Here is a 14,983-nt window from a genome sequence, read left to right as displayed (position 1 = left end):
GCCTGGGGGGGGCTTGTATCAAACAACGGGCGCGGGTTTCCGGGCGCCCTCCGTCATCAGAAGCTGGCCCAGTCGTCGCTGGAGGCCGGTGCCGCCGGCCGGGCAGTGGCGAGCGGCTTGACCGGGGAGACATAGCCGCGCTGCTTTTGCGGGCGCGACGGGACCTTGGCCGGGGTGCGGGCGCGGACGGTGGTGGCGCCGACGTCGAACTTGCCGGCCTGCTCGCTGAGCGCGTCGACTTCGCTGCTCAGGTTGCGGGCAGCCGCCGAGGATTCCTCGACCATCGCGGCATTCTGCTGGGTCGACTGGTCCATCGTATTGATCGCCAGGCTGATCTCGGTGATCGCGTTGGCCTGGGCCTGGTTGTCGCTGGCCATCTCGCCGAGCAGGGTGTGGACCTCGGCGACATCGCTCGAGATGTTGGCGAAGGCGCCGTCGACCTTCTGGACCATCTCCACCGCAGCGACGATGTCGGTCTGAGTGGCGGTAAGCTGATCGCGGGCGCGGCCGGCTTCCTCTTCGGCGCGCATCGCGAGCGCGCTGACCAGGTCGGCGACGACCGCGAAGCCGCGGCCCGCCTCGCCGGCGCGGCCGGCTTCGACCGCAGCGTTCATCGCGAGAACGCGCGTCTGGAAGGCGATCTTGTCGAGACCCTCGATGACGCTGTCGATGCCCTTGGCGCTTTCGCTGACCCGGGTCATCGCCTGCACGGCTTCCTCGGCGATCTCGCGGCCGCCCGAGACGGTGGCGATGGCGCCATCGGCGCGCTCGACGGTGCGGCCCGCGGCGGCGGCGGTTGCCTTGAGGCGGCCGTCCATCTGGCTGACCGCGGCAGTGGTCTGCTCGAGGCTGGAGGCGTTCGCCTCGGTACGGCGGGCAAGATCTTCAGAGGCCGAGGCGATCTCGGCCGAGCCGGTCTGGATCGTCTCGGCGCTCTGCATCACCGAGCCGATCAGGTCGCGCAGCGCGCCCAGCGCGGCGTTGAAATGGTCCTTGAGCTCGGCATAGCCGGCCGGGAAGCTGTCACCGATGTTCGCGGTAAGGTCGCCGCGGCTCAGCTGCTCGAGGCTGGCGCCGAGATGCGAAACGGCGATCGACTGCTCCTCCGCCTGGCGCTGCTGCTCGACCGCGTTGTCGCGGAAGGTGTGCATCGCCTTGGTCATGCGGCCGACGCAATCCTGATAGTTGGTGAACTCGATCGGGCTGTTGAGGTCGCCGGCGGCAAGCGCTTCCATGCGGACCACGGTGGCGACATAGGGATTGGCGATCGCGGCGCGGTAGCGGACGCACTGGATGGCGGCGCCGCCAATCAGCAGCGCGACCAGCGGCAGCGCGATCATCAGCGGCGCGAGGAACGCGACGAGGGCGACCAGCGTCATCACGCCGATCAGCGAACTGAATGCTACGTAGAGCTTGAGACGAATAGGTGCCGTGGCTTCAAACCAATGCATCGAAAGACCTCCTGAAGGTTCCAGAAGGCTCGAAGCCGGGAACCATGTCCCCGCGTGGTGCAAAGTCTGCACGATCGGGCAATGATCCCTTTGTAGAGGACACAATGGCGCAACATTCGTCATTGGCGAATATTTCAATACGTGAAAATACCGTAATAAAACCGCCACGATGGTGCGAACTGGCGGTTTCCGCTACGGAAACTGCGCAAAATTACCCGCAATATGTGATAAATCAGGCGGTTGGGGCGAGTGCCAGACCGGCCGCGCGGCCGCTCGCCCAGGCCCATTGGAAGTTGTAGCCGCCCAGCCACCCCGTAACGTCCACGGCTTCGCCGATCGCGTAGAGGCCGGGCAGCTTGCGGGCCTCCATCGTCTGCGAACTGAGTTCGGCGGTGCTGATCCCGCCGACGGTGACTTCGGCCTTGGCATAGCCTTCGGTGCCGTTCGGGCTGAAGCGCCAGTCGGCGAGGCGGCGGGCGGCGTCGTCGAGCTTGCGATCGGGGGTGTTGGCCAGCTCGGTGGCGAGGGCGAGCTTCTCGGCCAGCGCGTCGGCCAGGCGATCGGGCAGGGCTTCGCCGAGCAGCTTGCGCAGGGTGACGCGCGGGCGCGCACGCTTGGCGGCGAGCAGCCAGCCGGGCTCGGCTTGCGGCAGGAAGTCGATGCCGATGCTCTCGCCGTGGCGCCAGTAGCTGGAGACCTGGAGGATCGCCGGACCCGAGAGGCCGCGATGGGTGAACAGCGCGGCTTCGCGGAAGGCTGCCTTGCCGGCGCGGGCGACCACCTCGGTGGAGACGCCGGAGAGTTCGCGGAACAGCGCTTCCTCGCCGCTGAGGGTGAGGGGCACGAGGGCGGGGCGGGGCTCGACCACCTTGAGGCCGAAGCGGCGGGCGAGGTCATAGGCGAAGCTGGTGGCGCCGAGCTTGGGGATCGAGGGGCCGCCGGTGGCGATCACCAGCGCGGGCGCCTCGGCGGTGCGCTTGCCGCAGGTGACGCGGAAGCGGCCGTCGGCATGCTCGACCTGGGGGGCGTGGCCGAGCCAGAGCTCGACGCCGCCGCGCTCGCACTCGTCGAGGAGCATATCGACGATCTGGCGGGCCGAGCCGTCGCAGAAGAGCTGGCCGAGGGTCTTTTCGTGCCAGGCGATGCGGTGCGCCTCGACCAGGTCGAGGAACTCCTGCGCGGTGTAGCGGCCGAGCGCGGACTTCATGAAGTGCGGGTTCTGCGAGAGGTAGCGGTCGGGCGCGGTGCCGATATTGGTGAAGTTGCAGCGGCCGCCGCCGGAGATGAGGATCTTCTTGCCGGGCGCATCGGCATGATCGACGAGCAGCACGCGCTTGCCCCGCTGGCCGGCGGTGAGCGCGCACATCAGCCCCGCGGCGCCGGCTCCCAGGATGATCGCGTCATACATTGCGCTGCGCCTAGCAGGTGTTCACGCTGCGGCAAGCGGCGGTGCGAGACGTTGCGGGTGCGAAAGGAGATTGGGGATGCATCTTCTGCTTGGCATGGCGCTGGTGGCGGCGCCCTTCGTCCAGGACGATCCGATCTGCGCGGACCTGCGGCGGCTGTCCGCCGCGGTGGGGGACGCGGAGGCCTATCAGGCGCTGTACCGCTCGGACTTCGCGCCCAAGCTGCTGCGGGGCTGCTTCCGCAGCGACGGCTATTTCTGCAGCCAGACCATGCTGCCGCCCGAGATCACCCACGAGACGATGGCGAAGCGGATCGCCACGTGCCTGCCGGGGGCGACGGTCAATGCGGGCGAGCCCTGGCCGGGGCTGGCGCGCAGCGTGGTCACCGGCGGCGGGCTGGTGTTCAAGCTCGAGGAAAGCGGCAGCGAGCGGGCCCATGTCGGGCGGATCTTGCGGATCGAGATCCGGCCCCAGCCCGCACCCTAGTGGAGCTTGGCGATGCTCAGCCCGTCGAGCTTGGCGCGCTCCTTCACCGATTCCTCGCTGCGGGTGAGCGCCTTCGCGATCGCCTTGAGGGCCATGCCCTTCTTGGCGAGGGTGTGGAGCTTCTGGATCTCGTCGGCGCGCCAGGGCTGGCGGTGACGCTCGAAACGTTCGGCCATTCTAGTCCTTCCTAAGCAAAGGGGCGGGCTCCGTCCGGAACCCGCCCCAAGCGCTTTCAGCGGCGGGGCATGCGCCCCGGCCCGGCTTACTTGACGTGCTTCGCGATGTGCTTGTTCATCTCGAACATCGTCACCTTGTCGGCGCCGAAGATCGGACGCAGCACGTCGTCAGCGAGGATCTCGCGCTTGTTCGCCGGGTTCTGCAGGTTGTTCTTCTTGATGTATTCCCACAGCTTGCTCACGATCTCGCTGCGCGGGAGGTCCGCAGTACCAACGATCTTGGCCAGCTCGGGCGAAGGGGTCACCGGCTTGGCGATGCCGCCGCGTGCTTTGGTCTCGGCCATAAAGTCTTCTCCTGTTCCTGCCCTGGACGGGCCATGCCTTCGTCTGCGCCAGCGGCTTGTGCGAACCGTTCCGCCGCCTTTTGCGCCTACGATGTTCCGTGGTGAGGGCGTTACTCCTCACCTGACAACCCTTTGATCGTGCCAAATCGCGTCTGTCTAGAGAGCAGATGCGCCGAGACGCCCCCTGAGAGCGACATTTTGGGGATAAGTCGGGTTAAACCGCCGGTAGGAGAGGGCAAAACGCCATGCTAAGGAGCGTTTTCACGGCAAAAGGGGAGAGCGGGATGCGCGTTCTGGTGGTTGGCGGATTGCTGATTCTGGCAGGCTGTGGCGGCAGCGGCACCACCGGCACCAACTATTCCGATCCGCCACCCATGGCCGAGATCGTCGCCACGCCGAGCCCCAAGGCCAGCGAGACGCCCGAGGCCGATGCCGCGGCGGTCAATGCGGCGGAGGCCACGGTCGAGGCCGATGAGGCGGTCACCAATAGCGACGCTACGGCAGTCACAAACGTAATGTGAGTGGACAAGGCGGCGCGGGCTTGTCTAAAGGCATGCCCAACATGATGACCCGCGCACTTCTCGGCCTGCGACTTATCCGCCCTTAGGGGCCGGACGCACATGCGCACGCCCCTAAGGGCACTTCACAATTGAAATCGAAGTCTCCAGCCGAGAGAGAGCTGTCATGTTGCGCGATCCGTCCACCAAGTACCGTCCCTTCCCCCAGGTAAACCTGCCCGGCCGCCAATGGCCGAGCCGGACTATCACCAAGGCGCCCCGCTGGCTGTCGACCGACATGCGCGACGGCAACCAGGCGCTGATCGATCCGATGGACGCCGAGAAGAAGACCCGCTTCTTCGAGCTGCTCTGCAAGGTGGGCGTGAAGGAGATCGAAGTCGGCTTCCCGAGCGCCGGCGCCACCGAGTTCGACTTCATCTCGGGCCTGGTCCAGCAGGACAAGATCCCCGACGACGTGATCGTCCAGGTGCTGACCCAGTCGCGCCAGGACCTGATCGAGACCAGCTTCCAGTCGCTCAAGGGCGCCAAGAAGGCGATCGTCCACCTCTACAACGCCGTCTCGCCGGCCTGGCGCCGCATCGTGTTCGGCATGAGCCGCGAGGAAATCAAGCAGATCGCCATCGCCGGCGCCAAGGTGCTGCGCGACGAGGCCGCCAAGCAGCCCGACACCGACTGGCATTTCGAATACAGCCCCGAGACCTTCTCGACCGCCGAGCTCGATTTCTCGGTCGAGGTCTGCGAGGCGGTGATGGACATCCTGCGGCCGACCACCGACAAGCCGCTGATCCTCAACCTGCCGGCGACGGTCGAGGCGGCGACGCCGAACATCTATGCCGACCAGATCGAGTGGTTCTGCCGCAACATCCGCAGCCGCGACACCGTCGTCATCAGCCTGCACACGCATAACGACCGCGGCACCGGTGTTGCCGCGTCGGAGCTGGGCCTGCTCGCGGGCGCGGACCGTGTCGAGGGCTGCCTGTTCGGAAACGGCGAGCGCACCGGAAATGTCGACCTGGTGACGCTGGCCCTCAACATGTACACGCAAGGCGTTGATCCGGGCCTGGATTTCTCGAACATCGACGAGGTGATCCAGACGGTCGAATATTGCAACCAGATCCCCGTCCACCCGCGCCATCCCTATGCCGGCGACCTGGTGTTCACCGCCTTCTCGGGCAGCCACCAGGACGCGATCAAGAAGGGCTTCGCGGCGCAGGAAGCGCGCAACGACGAATTCTGGGACGTGCCGTACCTGCCGATCGATCCCAAGGACCTGGGCCGCGACTATGAGGCGGTGATCCGGGTGAACTCGCAGTCGGGCAAGGGCGGCGTCGCCTGGGTGCTCGAGCAGGACAAGGGCCTCAAGCTGCCCAAGCGCATGCAGGCCGATTTCTCGCGCCATGTGCAGGCGCTGGCCGACGAGACCAGCCGTGAGCTCAACGCCGCCGACATCTGGGGCCGGTTCGAGCAGACCTATCTGCCGGGCGAGAAGGACCGCTTCGTGCTCGAGGATTATGAGGAGACCGGCGCTGCCGGCAGCCGCGTGTTCGTCGGCCGCATCGCGGTGGACGGCGAGACGCGCTCGATCTCCGGGCGCGGCAACGGCCTGATCTCGGGCGTGATCGACGCGCTTGCCGGCACCACCGGCCCGGCGCTCGACGTGGTCGACTATAGCGAGCACGCGATCGGCCACGGCGCCGATGCGCAGGCTGCCGCCTATGTCGAATGCCGCACCGCCGATGGGCGCACGGTGTTCGGCGTGGGGATCGACGCCGATATCGCGACGGCTTCGGTGCGCGCGGTGCTGAGCGCGGCGAACAGGGCCTGAGCGAACTCAGTCCCCTTCGCGGTCCTTGTCTTCCCCGAGAGTGATCAGCGCGATCGCTTCGTCGATCTTGCCCTCGTCGATCAGGGTGATCACTTCTCGCGGGATGTTCCGGTCGCGGCGGCGGTGCGGTGCAAAGGCAATTGGCTGGAGCAGGTCCCGGGCAGTGGCGGCGTCGCGCTCGATAAGCTTCTGCCGCGCCGCCGCGTGGCGGATGTCACGGCTTTCCGGCGCCAGCACCGCCGCGCGTAGCAGCGCATTGACTGCCCCGGCGCTGGGCTTTTCTTTTGCTGCGACGAAGCTCGAATAATAGAGATAGAGGGGCATCACGGCGTTGGGATCGGCGCGATTGGCCTTGAGGAACCAGCTTCGTGCTGTGCTCCATGCCTTGGCATCGGCTGGCTTGACGCTCGCGGCGCGCTCGCTGGCGATCATGCCCTTGCGGACCAGTGCATCGATGCCGTTCGGCTGGATAGCAAGTGCGCGATCCGCGGCTGCGTCGGCTCGATCGAGACGGCCGGCATATTGCTCGATCTCTGCCAGTTGTGTCTGCACCACGGCATCGTCCGGGTAGCGGCTGGCGATCTTCGCCGCAGTCATCGCGGTTCCCAATCGATAATTCCTGGCGATGCCGTCCTTGATGAGAAGATAGCTTGGCAGGATCTCCGCCGCGCCTGGCGAATATGGGGTGATGGTGACGTTTAGCGGGGCAGCGGGCGGCGGGATCCGCAGCGGCGCGGCCAGCGTACCCTTTCGATAGGATTCCAGTTCGTCCCGCAGCGTATCGAGGTTGCCGAACGCCTGCTGCGCGGCAGCGTAGCTACGCGCGCCCTTGTTCATCGCCGCGAGATAGCTAGCCAACTGGCCCTTACGCTGTGGTCCCAACATGAGATAGTTGGTGAGCAACCAGCCGCGACCGTAAAGAAGGTCCATGTCGTCCGGATAGCCATAGGTATCCGGTTCGAAGAGCTGCTTCATCCCCAAACCGCCGTTACGCAGGCCTTCGGCGCGATAGTTGGCGGGATAGCCGATGATCAGCGAGCCATCCTTCTCGAACGACGCATTGGCGTTGAACTCGGCAAAGCCTTCCGAATACCAGAAGGGATAGGCGAGCGGGAAATTCGAATACATGAAATGATGACTATATTCGTGACGCAGGAGGGTCTGCGTACTCCACCCACCGATCTGCGACTTCTGGTCCACCTTCGGAACATATTGGGTGAGGATGAACGAGCCGGTCGCGCGAGGGCTGTAATAGGCCACGGTGAGGCCGCAGCGGCAGGTCTCGGCGAAAAGCTGCTGCGGCAGGGCATAGACATGGATCGGCCGCGATCGCCGATCGGGCGTGTCGGTTACGCCGTAAAGCAACTGCAGTGCGTGATCGAACTGCTCGAGCCGGAGTGCGAAGGCTCGCGCATCTTCCTCGCTGGCATCGACCGTAAGGACGAAATGATCGGTACGGGCGTCGAGCCAAGTGGCGTTGGCCATAGCCGGCGCGAGAAGCGACACGGCCAGCGAAAAGATCACAGCAAAGATCCGCATCCAATCCCCCGAAGCGAATTTCCCGGCGATATCCTCCAATCGCATGACTTCGCAACTGCTCCCTGCCTTTGCGAAACTTGCATCGGAGGAAACGAGAGGGATCGGATGACAATATGTTATTCGGCCACTTACCGGCTCGGATCGATCAGGTATTTCTCGCCGGTCGCCTTCTTCGCATAGGCCTGCACCACTGCCGGATCGAGCGCTTCGGCGAGCGAGATCGTCTGGGTGTAGGTGCTGGCGAAGGTGGTGGTCAGCTCGGCGGCGACGCGGGCGCGCAGGCGCAGCGTGCCTTCGAGGCCGAGCTTCATCAGGAAGGGCGTGACCAGGAAGCCGCTGACTCCCCAGGCCAGGCCATAGCCGCGATCGAGCTCGGTCGGCGAGGTGTCGAGCATGCCGTAGATATAGACCTGCTTCCAGGTCGAGGAGCCGTAGCGGCTATAAGCGGTGGCGGTGCGATTGGCCGCGGCTTCCATTGCGTGGAGGATCGAATTGACGATCCTGCCGCCGCCGATCGCGTCGAAGGCGAGGGTGGCGCCGGTCTCGGCGATCGCGTCGGTCAGCGCCTCGCGGAAATCGGGCGCGCTGCTGTCGATGATGTACTTGGCACCGATCTCGCGCAGGATCGCGGCCTGGGCCTCGCTGCGCACGATGTTCACCAGCGGCACGCCGTCGGCGATGCAGACGCGGTTGAGCATCTGGCCGAGGTTCGAGGCGGCGGCGGTGTGGACCAGCGCCTTGTGGCCCTCCATCCGCAGCGTCTCGACCATCGAGAGCGCGGTGAGCGGATTGACGAACATCGAGGCGCCGTCGGCGGCGGTGGCGCCTTCGGGGAGCGGGATGCAGTCGCGCGCGGCGATCCTGCGATACTGGGCGTACATCGAGCCGCCGAGCATGCCGACCTTCTTGCCGAGCAGATGGGCGACGTTCGTGCCGGCCTCGACCACCGTGCCGGCGCCTTCATTGCCCACCGCCATCGACTCATCGAGCCGCGGCTTCATCGCGCCCATCCGGCCGGCGAGGATCTCGGCGGTGAGGGTGGGGCGGTCCGGCGTTCCGCCGGCGGCGAGCGTCGCCATGTCGGCCGGGCCGAGGAGGAGGCCGAGATCGGACGGGTTGATCGGCGCGGCCTCGACCTTGACGATGACGTCGTCGGGGCCGGGCGCCTCCAGCGTGACGGGCTCGAGCGAGAGCGTGAGCTTGCCGTCGCTCGATACCGTGGAGCGAAGTTCGAGGCTGGTCAGCGGGGCCGTCATTGCACTCTCCTGTGGTCGATCGCGTCTGATCCGTATCGGGCCCCAGATATCGATCTTCCCGGCCGCGCGCAAAGCCGGCGCTGCGGGAAAATACGGAGGGCGATAAGGGGCTCGTTAACCCCTTTCCGGCCATGTTCGGGGCTCGGGGGTATCGGGATTGTTCGTCAGCCTATCACTGGTGCATGCGTGCGTCTTTGCGACGCTGGCATTGCTCGTCGGCGCGATCCGGATCGGGATGCGGAGCGAGTCCGCGCTGTCCTGGATGGTGGCGGCGCTGCTGTGCGGCACCACCGAGATGCTGGTGCTCTCGTTGGCGCAACATGGCGAGAGCGAATTGCTCGCCGCGACGCTGCTCGTGCCGCCGGCCTATCTCTGCTTCAGCCAGGCGGTGCGCATCTCGACGGGGGGCAAGCAGCACTGGCGGGTGATCGGCACGAGCATCTCGCTGGTGATCTGCTCGCTGGCGCTGCTCGCGGTGCGGGCGCCCTTCGTGGTGATGACCATGCCCTTCCAGCTGGCCTGCGCGCTGTCGCTGGGCGACGGGATCGTCCACCTCTCGCGGCGGCCGCAGGGCTGGGTCGATCGCGCGCTGCTCGGCTGCATGGTGGTGATCGCGACGCTCTTCCTGGTGCGCATGCCGCTCTATCCGGCGCTGTTCGGGCTCGGCGTGCACTATGCCGAGATCATGCCGACCGCATTCGAGCGCGGGCTGCTGCTCGTCTCGGCGCTGCTGACCCCGCCTTCGGTGTTCCTGCTGCTCGCCAAGATCATCGCGGGGATCATTACCGAATATCGCCTGCGCTCGGAGCGTGACCATTTGACCGGGGTGCTCAATCGCCAGACCTTCGAGCAGGCGGTGCGGCGCGAACCGCTGCGCGGCGGGGCGGTGATCTATTGCGACATCGACCATTTCAAGCGGGTCAACGATCGCTACGGCCATCATGTCGGCGATGAGGTGATCCGGCTGTTCGCCGATGTGCTGGCTGCGACCGGCTTCAAGGTCGGACGGCTGGGCGGCGAGGAGTTCGCGATCTTCCTGCCGGGCAACAGCGCGAACGACGCGGCCGGCCTGGCCGAGGTGCTGCGGATGCATTTCCATGCCAGCACGCATGAAGCCATGGCACCGGATCATAGGCTGAGCGCGAGCTTCGGAGTGGCCGATTACGGGCCGGGCGAAGTGCCGGGCGAGGCGCTGATCCGTGCCGATGTCGCGCTTTACCGCGCCAAGGGCGAGGGGCGGAACCGCGTCGCGCTGTTCCATGCCTTCGGCCTGGTGCCGGTGGTGTGGCAGCCGCCCCGGGCGGTGGCTGCCTGATCAGCGCTCCCGGACGATCTCGCAGCCGATGCGGGCGTCGGGATAGATGTCGAGCTTCATCGAGCGGACGCTGACCTTCGCGACGCGCGGGTCCTCGAACGCCAGCGCGGCGACCTGGTCGCACAGCGTCTCCTGCAGCTCGAAATGCTTCGATTCCACCAGCTTGCGGATGCCGGCTCGCAGGAAGTCGTAATCGACCACGGCGTCGATCCGATCCTCGGGCGGGGTGGGGTAGCGGCAGGTCATCGCGACGTGGAGGGTCACCCGCTGGGGCGCGGCGCGCTCCTCGGGGTGGATGCCGAGGCCCATGGCGACTTCGAGGCCGTCGAGCAGGATCGTGTACTCAGCCAATGGGGCGCTCCCGGCCTTCGAACATCACGTCGCCGTCGCGCTGCAGGAAGCGCTGGCCGCAATCGACGAAGATGTTCTGCCCGGTGATGCTTTGCGTCGTGAGCAGCATCTCGACCGTGGCGGCAATGTCAGCCAGCGCGACTGGGCGCTGGAGCAGGTTCTGCCGGGCGTGCTCGGCGAACTCCTCCGCGGTCTGGTCGAGGCTGGGGAGGGTGAGGCCGGGCGAGACGGCATTGACCCGGATGCGCGGGGCGAGGCCGCGGGCGAGCAGCTCGGTCGCGGTGGCGAGCGCCGCCTTGCTCAGCGTGTAGGTGAGGAAGTCCGGGTTGAGGTTGGCCAGCTTCTGGTCGAGCAAATTGACCACCGCGCCCTGATCGAGGTCGTCCTGTGCCGCCAGGGCCGAGGCGAGGGCGACGGGGGCGCCGCAGTTCACGCGCATATGCTGGTCGAGCAGGGCGAAGTCGGTGAGCGGCAGCGCGTCCCAGGCGAATTGCGAGGCATTGTTGACCAGCCCCTCGACCGGGCCGCCAAGTCCTTCCCGGGCGGCGGCGATCAGGGCGGGGGCGGTGGCGGCTTCGGCAAGCTCGCCGGTCACCACGCAGGCGGAGCCGCCCTCCGCGGCGATCTGGGCGCGCAGGGCTTCGGCTTCCTCAGGAGCGTGGTGGTGGTGGATCGCCACCTGGTGGCCGCGCAAGGCGAGCCGGCGGGCTATGCCCGCGCCAATCCGCTTCGCGCCGCCGGTAACCAGTATCCGCATCAATAGCCCATCAGCTTGAGCACTTCCTGGCGGCTGCGCTCATCGTCGCGGAACACGCCCATCATGCGGCTGGTGACCATGCCGACGCCGGGGGTGCGCACGCCGCGCGCGGTCATGCAGCCATGCGTCGCCTCGATCACCACCGCGACGCCCTGGGGCTGGAGCCGCTCCCAGATGCAGTCGGCCACCTGCGCGGTGAGCCGCTCCTGGACCTGCAGCCGGCGGGCGAAGCCGTGAAGCACGCGGGCGAGCTTGGAGATGCCGACGACGCGGTCCTTGGGCAGATAGGCGATCGAGGCCTTGCCAGTAATCGGCGCCATGTGGTGCTCGCAGTGCGACTGGAAGGGAATGCCGTTCAGCAGGACGATGTCGTCATAGCCGCCGACTTCCTCGAACACCCGGTTCAGATGGTGGGCGGGGTCCTCGTCATAGCCGGCGCAATATTCCTTCCACGCACGGGCGACGCGCTGGGGCGTGTCGAGCAGTCCTTCGCGGCTGGGATCGTCGCCGGCCCAGCGGATCAGCGTGCGGATCGCGTCCGCAACTTCGTCGGGGACCGGAATCTTGGGCGGCGATGCGACAATATCGCCGTCTTCGGGGTCCTCGTGATCATGCACCATTTTCGTCTCTTCCTGACCGCGTTCGGCCTTTACGCTACGGCATCTGCGCTTCTTGCAGAAACCGGGTGTGGCTCAACTGTATCTCCCCGGGAAAAAGGGCCGAAAACCGCAGAGTTCCGACCCTTATCCCCGTTGACGGGCTCAAAAATGCAGCGTTAGTTTCGTCCCCGATAAAAGCAACGTCGCGACCGGTACAAGCCGGCCGGCACCCAGAGGAGGGGGATTGCACCCGATGAAGAAGCTCGACTTGCTCGCGGCGACTGCGCTTACGCTGTTTTTCGCGACGCCCGCCTTTGCCCAGCAGCAGACCACGCCGGCGCCCGCGCCGTCGGACGACAGCCAGGAATATCAGTCCTCGAACGAGATCATCGTGACGGCGACCCGCCGTAACGAGACGGTGCAGGACGTGCCGATCGCGATCACCGCCATCGGCGCGCAGGAACTGCAGAATTCGGGCGTCGACAATGTCCGCGACCTCGAGCAGCTCGCCCCGTCGATCCAGAGCTCGACCGGCCAGTCTTCGGCGACCGGCACCACCATCTACCTGCGCGGCATCACCACCGGCGGCGACAATCCCGGCTTCGAGCCGGCGGTCGGCGTGTTCATCGACGGCGTGTTCCGCGCCCGTGCCGGTGTCGCCATCTCCGAACTGCCCGAGCTGGAGCGCGTCGAAGTACTGCGCGGCCCGCAGGGCACGCTGTTCGGCCGCAACACCTCTGCCGGCGCGCTGAGCATCTACACCGCGCTGCCGCAGTTCGAGACGCACGGCTATGTCGAGGGCTCGTACGGCAACTACAACGCCTATGGCGTCAAGGGCGCAATCACCGGACCGGTGAGCGAGTCCCTCGCGCTGCGCCTCGATGGCAGCTACCGGAAGCGTGACGGCTATATCAAGGACGCCAACAGCAACCGCCGTTTCAACGACGTCGATCGCTGGGCGCTGCGCGGCCAGGCGCTGCTCGACAAGGGCGACATCACCTTCCGCCTGATCGCCGACTATTACCAGACCGACGAAGTCTGCTGCGCCACCGTGTCGGTGGTCCGCGGGCCGATGGCGCAGGTCATCAACGGCATCGCCGCCTCGCAGGGCCGCACCGGCATCTATACCGGCCCGCCCAGCGACCGCATCCAGGCCGCATCGCCTAACCGCAACTATGGCGAGAAGGTGAAGGACTGGGGCTTCTCGGGCGAGCTCAACTGGGATCTGGGCGACGTCAAGCTGACCTCGATCACCGCCTATCGCGACTGGCGCGCGCTGCGCAGCCAGGACATCGACTTCTCGGGCATCGATCGCGCCTATCGCGACAATTACCGCACCGAGCTCAAGGACTTCACCCAGGAAATCCGCCTGCAGGGCTCGGCCTTCAACGGCGCGCTCGACTGGCTGGTCGGCGGCTTCTACCTGAACGAGAAGAACGACCTGACCGACACGGTGCGCTTCGGCAACGACGCCAACCTCTATGTCGACTCGGTGTTCAATGCGCTGGCCGGCCCGTCCTTCGGCGGCAAGGTGCAATTCTACGGTTCGCTCGGCCCGACGGTGCCGACGCCGGGCGCGGTGTTCCTGAACCCGGCGGTGCCGAACTCGCTGGCGGCGCTGACCTCCGTCTATGGCGCGACGCTGGCCCCGCTGGTCGGCTGCTTCCGCGCCCAGGCGGGCACAGCACCGGCCGGGCTCTGCGTGATCCCGGGCTTCCCGTCCACGCCGATCACCGGCCTGGCGGCGCTCGCCGCCTCGCCGCTGCCGGGCGCCACCCCCGGCCAGGGCAACAACAACGACGTGTTCGGCGTGAAGACCGACGCGATCGCGCTGTTCACCCACAACATCGTCAACGTCACCGACAATCTGTCGCTGACCCTCGGCGCGCGCTGGAATCATGAGCGCAAGACGATGACGGCGTCGATCAACAGCAACACCGGCAGCTGCACCTTCTTCAACAATGTGCGTGCGGGCCAGCCGGCGGCGACCGCTTATGCGAACCTGCTGCGCCAGCTCGGCATCTTCAACAACCTGTACCTGCTGAGCTGCAACCCGGCCGTGAACAGCGAGTTCAACGGCAACTATACCGACAGCTTCACCGACGACGAGATCACCGGCACCGTCAAGCTGGCCTACAAGTTCTCGCCGAAGCTGATGGTCTATGGCAGCTACGATCACGGCTACAAGTCGGGCGGCTACAATCTCGACCAGGCGACCTTCGACTCCGTGCTGCTCGGCGGCAACGGCGCCCAGGGCCGTGACCTGCGCTTCGGCGCGGAGACCAACGATGCGTTCGAAGTCGGCTTCAAGGCGAGCCCGAGCCGTGCGTTCTCGCTGAACGTCGCGGCGTTCTACATGAACTTCTACGGGCTGCAGTCGCTGGTCTTCTCGGGCAACAACTTCGTCGTCCAGAATGTCGACAAGAGCATCTCGAAGGGCGTCGAAGTCGAATCGTCGATCCGTCCGGCGAACAACCTGACCTTCCAGCTCGGCTACAGCTATATCGATGCGCAGTACGCCAAGTCGAACAACTTCACCGGCACGCCGCTGCAGGGCCAGGAAGGCCGCCAGTTCCAGAACCAGCCGAAGCACACGGTGACCGGCGCGGTGACCTGGGAGCCGCGGGTTGCGGACAACCTGAAGGGCCTGATCCACCTCGACTTCCGCTACAACAGCGAAGTCAACATTCCGTCGAGCAATCCGGACCCCGCCAGCGGCCGCACCGCGATCCGCAACGAGGGCTATGGCCTGCTCAACGGCGCGATTGGCCTGCAGACCAATGACGGCAAGATCCGCGGCGAGATCTTCGTCGAGAACATCACCAACACCTTCTACTTCATCTCGGGCTTCGCCGTGCCGGAGCAGACCGGCAACTATAACGGCTATCCGGGCTATCCGCGCTTCTATGGCGCGCGGCTGCGCTTCGGCTTCTGATCGAGACGCCTGCGGGCAGGGATGG

Annotated in this window: 14 protein-coding genes; 5 read left to right on the top strand and 9 right to left on the bottom strand. The window is 66.3% G+C overall.

The genetic code is table 11. The features are described from left to right. Positions 1–56: 56 nt before the first annotated feature. Together AAHM44_RS20275 and AAHM44_RS20270 are read right to left on the bottom strand one after the other, a co-directional pair. Complete coding sequence (locus tag AAHM44_RS20275) at positions 57–1,451, bottom strand: methyl-accepting chemotaxis protein (protein WP_342251113.1); 1,395 nt, start codon at positions 1,449–1,451, stop codon at positions 57–59. A 232-nt stretch (positions 1,452–1,683) separates the two neighbouring features. Then, positions 1,684–2,859 carry an NAD(P)/FAD-dependent oxidoreductase gene (locus tag AAHM44_RS20270; protein ID WP_342251112.1) on the bottom strand — a complete coding sequence of 392 codons (1,176 nt, stop codon included), beginning with the start codon at positions 2,857–2,859 and terminating at the stop codon, positions 1,684–1,686. A gap of 76 nt (positions 2,860–2,935) precedes the next feature. Here AAHM44_RS20270 and AAHM44_RS20265 point away from each other — a divergent pair, with 76 nt between their 5' ends. Beyond that, positions 2,936–3,343, top strand: a complete 408-nt coding sequence (locus tag AAHM44_RS20265) for a hypothetical protein (protein ID WP_269574773.1) — start codon at positions 2,936–2,938, stop codon at positions 3,341–3,343. Here AAHM44_RS20265 and AAHM44_RS20260 read toward each other — a convergent pair. Together AAHM44_RS20260 and AAHM44_RS20255 are read right to left on the bottom strand one after the other, a co-directional pair. Beyond that, complete coding sequence (locus AAHM44_RS20260; protein WP_184167798.1) at positions 3,340–3,519, bottom strand: hypothetical protein; 180 nt, start codon at positions 3,517–3,519, stop codon at positions 3,340–3,342. The genes AAHM44_RS20265 and AAHM44_RS20260 overlap by 4 nt on opposite strands. Positions 3,520–3,605: 86 nt before the next feature. Beyond that, the gene (locus AAHM44_RS20255) at positions 3,606–3,863 is read right to left on the bottom strand and encodes an SWIB/MDM2 domain-containing protein (RefSeq protein WP_184167796.1); all 258 of its coding nucleotides are present in this window, start codon (positions 3,861–3,863) and stop codon (positions 3,606–3,608) included. A gap of 284 nt (positions 3,864–4,147) precedes the next feature. On the opposite strand from AAHM44_RS20255, the gene AAHM44_RS20250 reads away from it, so the two are divergent. Together AAHM44_RS20250 and leuA are read left to right on the top strand one after the other, a co-directional pair. Beyond that, on the top strand, positions 4,148–4,384 hold the full coding sequence (locus AAHM44_RS20250) for a hypothetical protein (protein WP_269574774.1): 237 nt from the start codon (positions 4,148–4,150) through the stop codon (positions 4,382–4,384). 163 nt (positions 4,385–4,547) lie between these two features. After that, a complete protein-coding gene (gene leuA / locus AAHM44_RS20245; protein ID WP_342251111.1) occupies positions 4,548–6,206 on the top strand; it encodes a 2-isopropylmalate synthase in 1,659 nt (552 codons plus the stop codon). Positions 6,207–6,212: 6 nt separating this feature from the next. On the opposite strand, the gene AAHM44_RS20240 is transcribed toward leuA, so the two are convergent. Next, on the bottom strand, positions 6,213–7,745 hold the full coding sequence (locus AAHM44_RS20240) for a hypothetical protein (protein ID WP_342251110.1): 1,533 nt from the start codon (positions 7,743–7,745) through the stop codon (positions 6,213–6,215). Between the two features lie 128 nt (positions 7,746–7,873). Continuing rightward, positions 7,874–9,001, bottom strand: a complete 1,128-nt coding sequence (locus AAHM44_RS20235) for a zinc-binding dehydrogenase (RefSeq protein ID WP_342251109.1) — start codon at positions 8,999–9,001, stop codon at positions 7,874–7,876. A gap of 157 nt (positions 9,002–9,158) precedes the next feature. Here AAHM44_RS20235 and AAHM44_RS20230 point away from each other — a divergent pair, with 157 nt between their 5' ends. Beyond that, a complete protein-coding gene (locus tag AAHM44_RS20230; RefSeq protein ID WP_342251108.1) occupies positions 9,159–10,316 on the top strand; it encodes a GGDEF domain-containing protein in 1,158 nt (385 codons plus the stop codon). Here AAHM44_RS20230 and AAHM44_RS20225 read toward each other — a convergent pair whose 3' ends face one another. From AAHM44_RS20225 to folE, 3 genes are read right to left on the bottom strand one after another with little or no spacing between them, the layout of a single operon-like run. Beyond that, positions 10,317–10,667 carry a dihydroneopterin aldolase gene (locus AAHM44_RS20225; protein ID WP_342251107.1) on the bottom strand — a complete coding sequence of 117 codons (351 nt, stop codon included), beginning with the start codon at positions 10,665–10,667 and terminating at the stop codon, positions 10,317–10,319. Next, a complete protein-coding gene (locus AAHM44_RS20220; RefSeq protein ID WP_342251106.1) occupies positions 10,660–11,424 on the bottom strand; it encodes an SDR family oxidoreductase in 765 nt (254 codons plus the stop codon). The genes AAHM44_RS20225 and AAHM44_RS20220 overlap by 8 nt, the downstream gene beginning before the upstream one ends. After that, the gene (gene folE, locus AAHM44_RS20215; protein ID WP_269574781.1) at positions 11,424–12,044 is read right to left on the bottom strand and encodes a GTP cyclohydrolase I FolE; all 621 of its coding nucleotides are present in this window, start codon (positions 12,042–12,044) and stop codon (positions 11,424–11,426) included. The genes AAHM44_RS20220 and folE overlap by 1 nt, the downstream gene beginning before the upstream one ends. A gap of 232 nt (positions 12,045–12,276) precedes the next feature. Between folE and AAHM44_RS20210 the strand changes: the two genes are divergently transcribed. Continuing rightward, positions 12,277–14,958: a TonB-dependent receptor domain-containing protein gene (locus AAHM44_RS20210; protein WP_342251105.1), complete on the top strand. Its 2,682-nt coding sequence runs from the start codon at positions 12,277–12,279 to the stop codon at positions 14,956–14,958. The last annotated feature ends 25 nt before the right edge of the window (positions 14,959–14,983 follow it).

Source organism: Sphingomonas sp. OTU376, from assembly GCF_038440415.1.
Lineage (GTDB): Bacteria > Pseudomonadota > Alphaproteobacteria > Sphingomonadales > Sphingomonadaceae > Sphingomonas > Sphingomonas kyeonggiensis_A.
The sequence above is the reverse complement of the archived record's forward strand: the minus strand, read 5'-3'. Positions and strand labels throughout refer to the sequence as shown.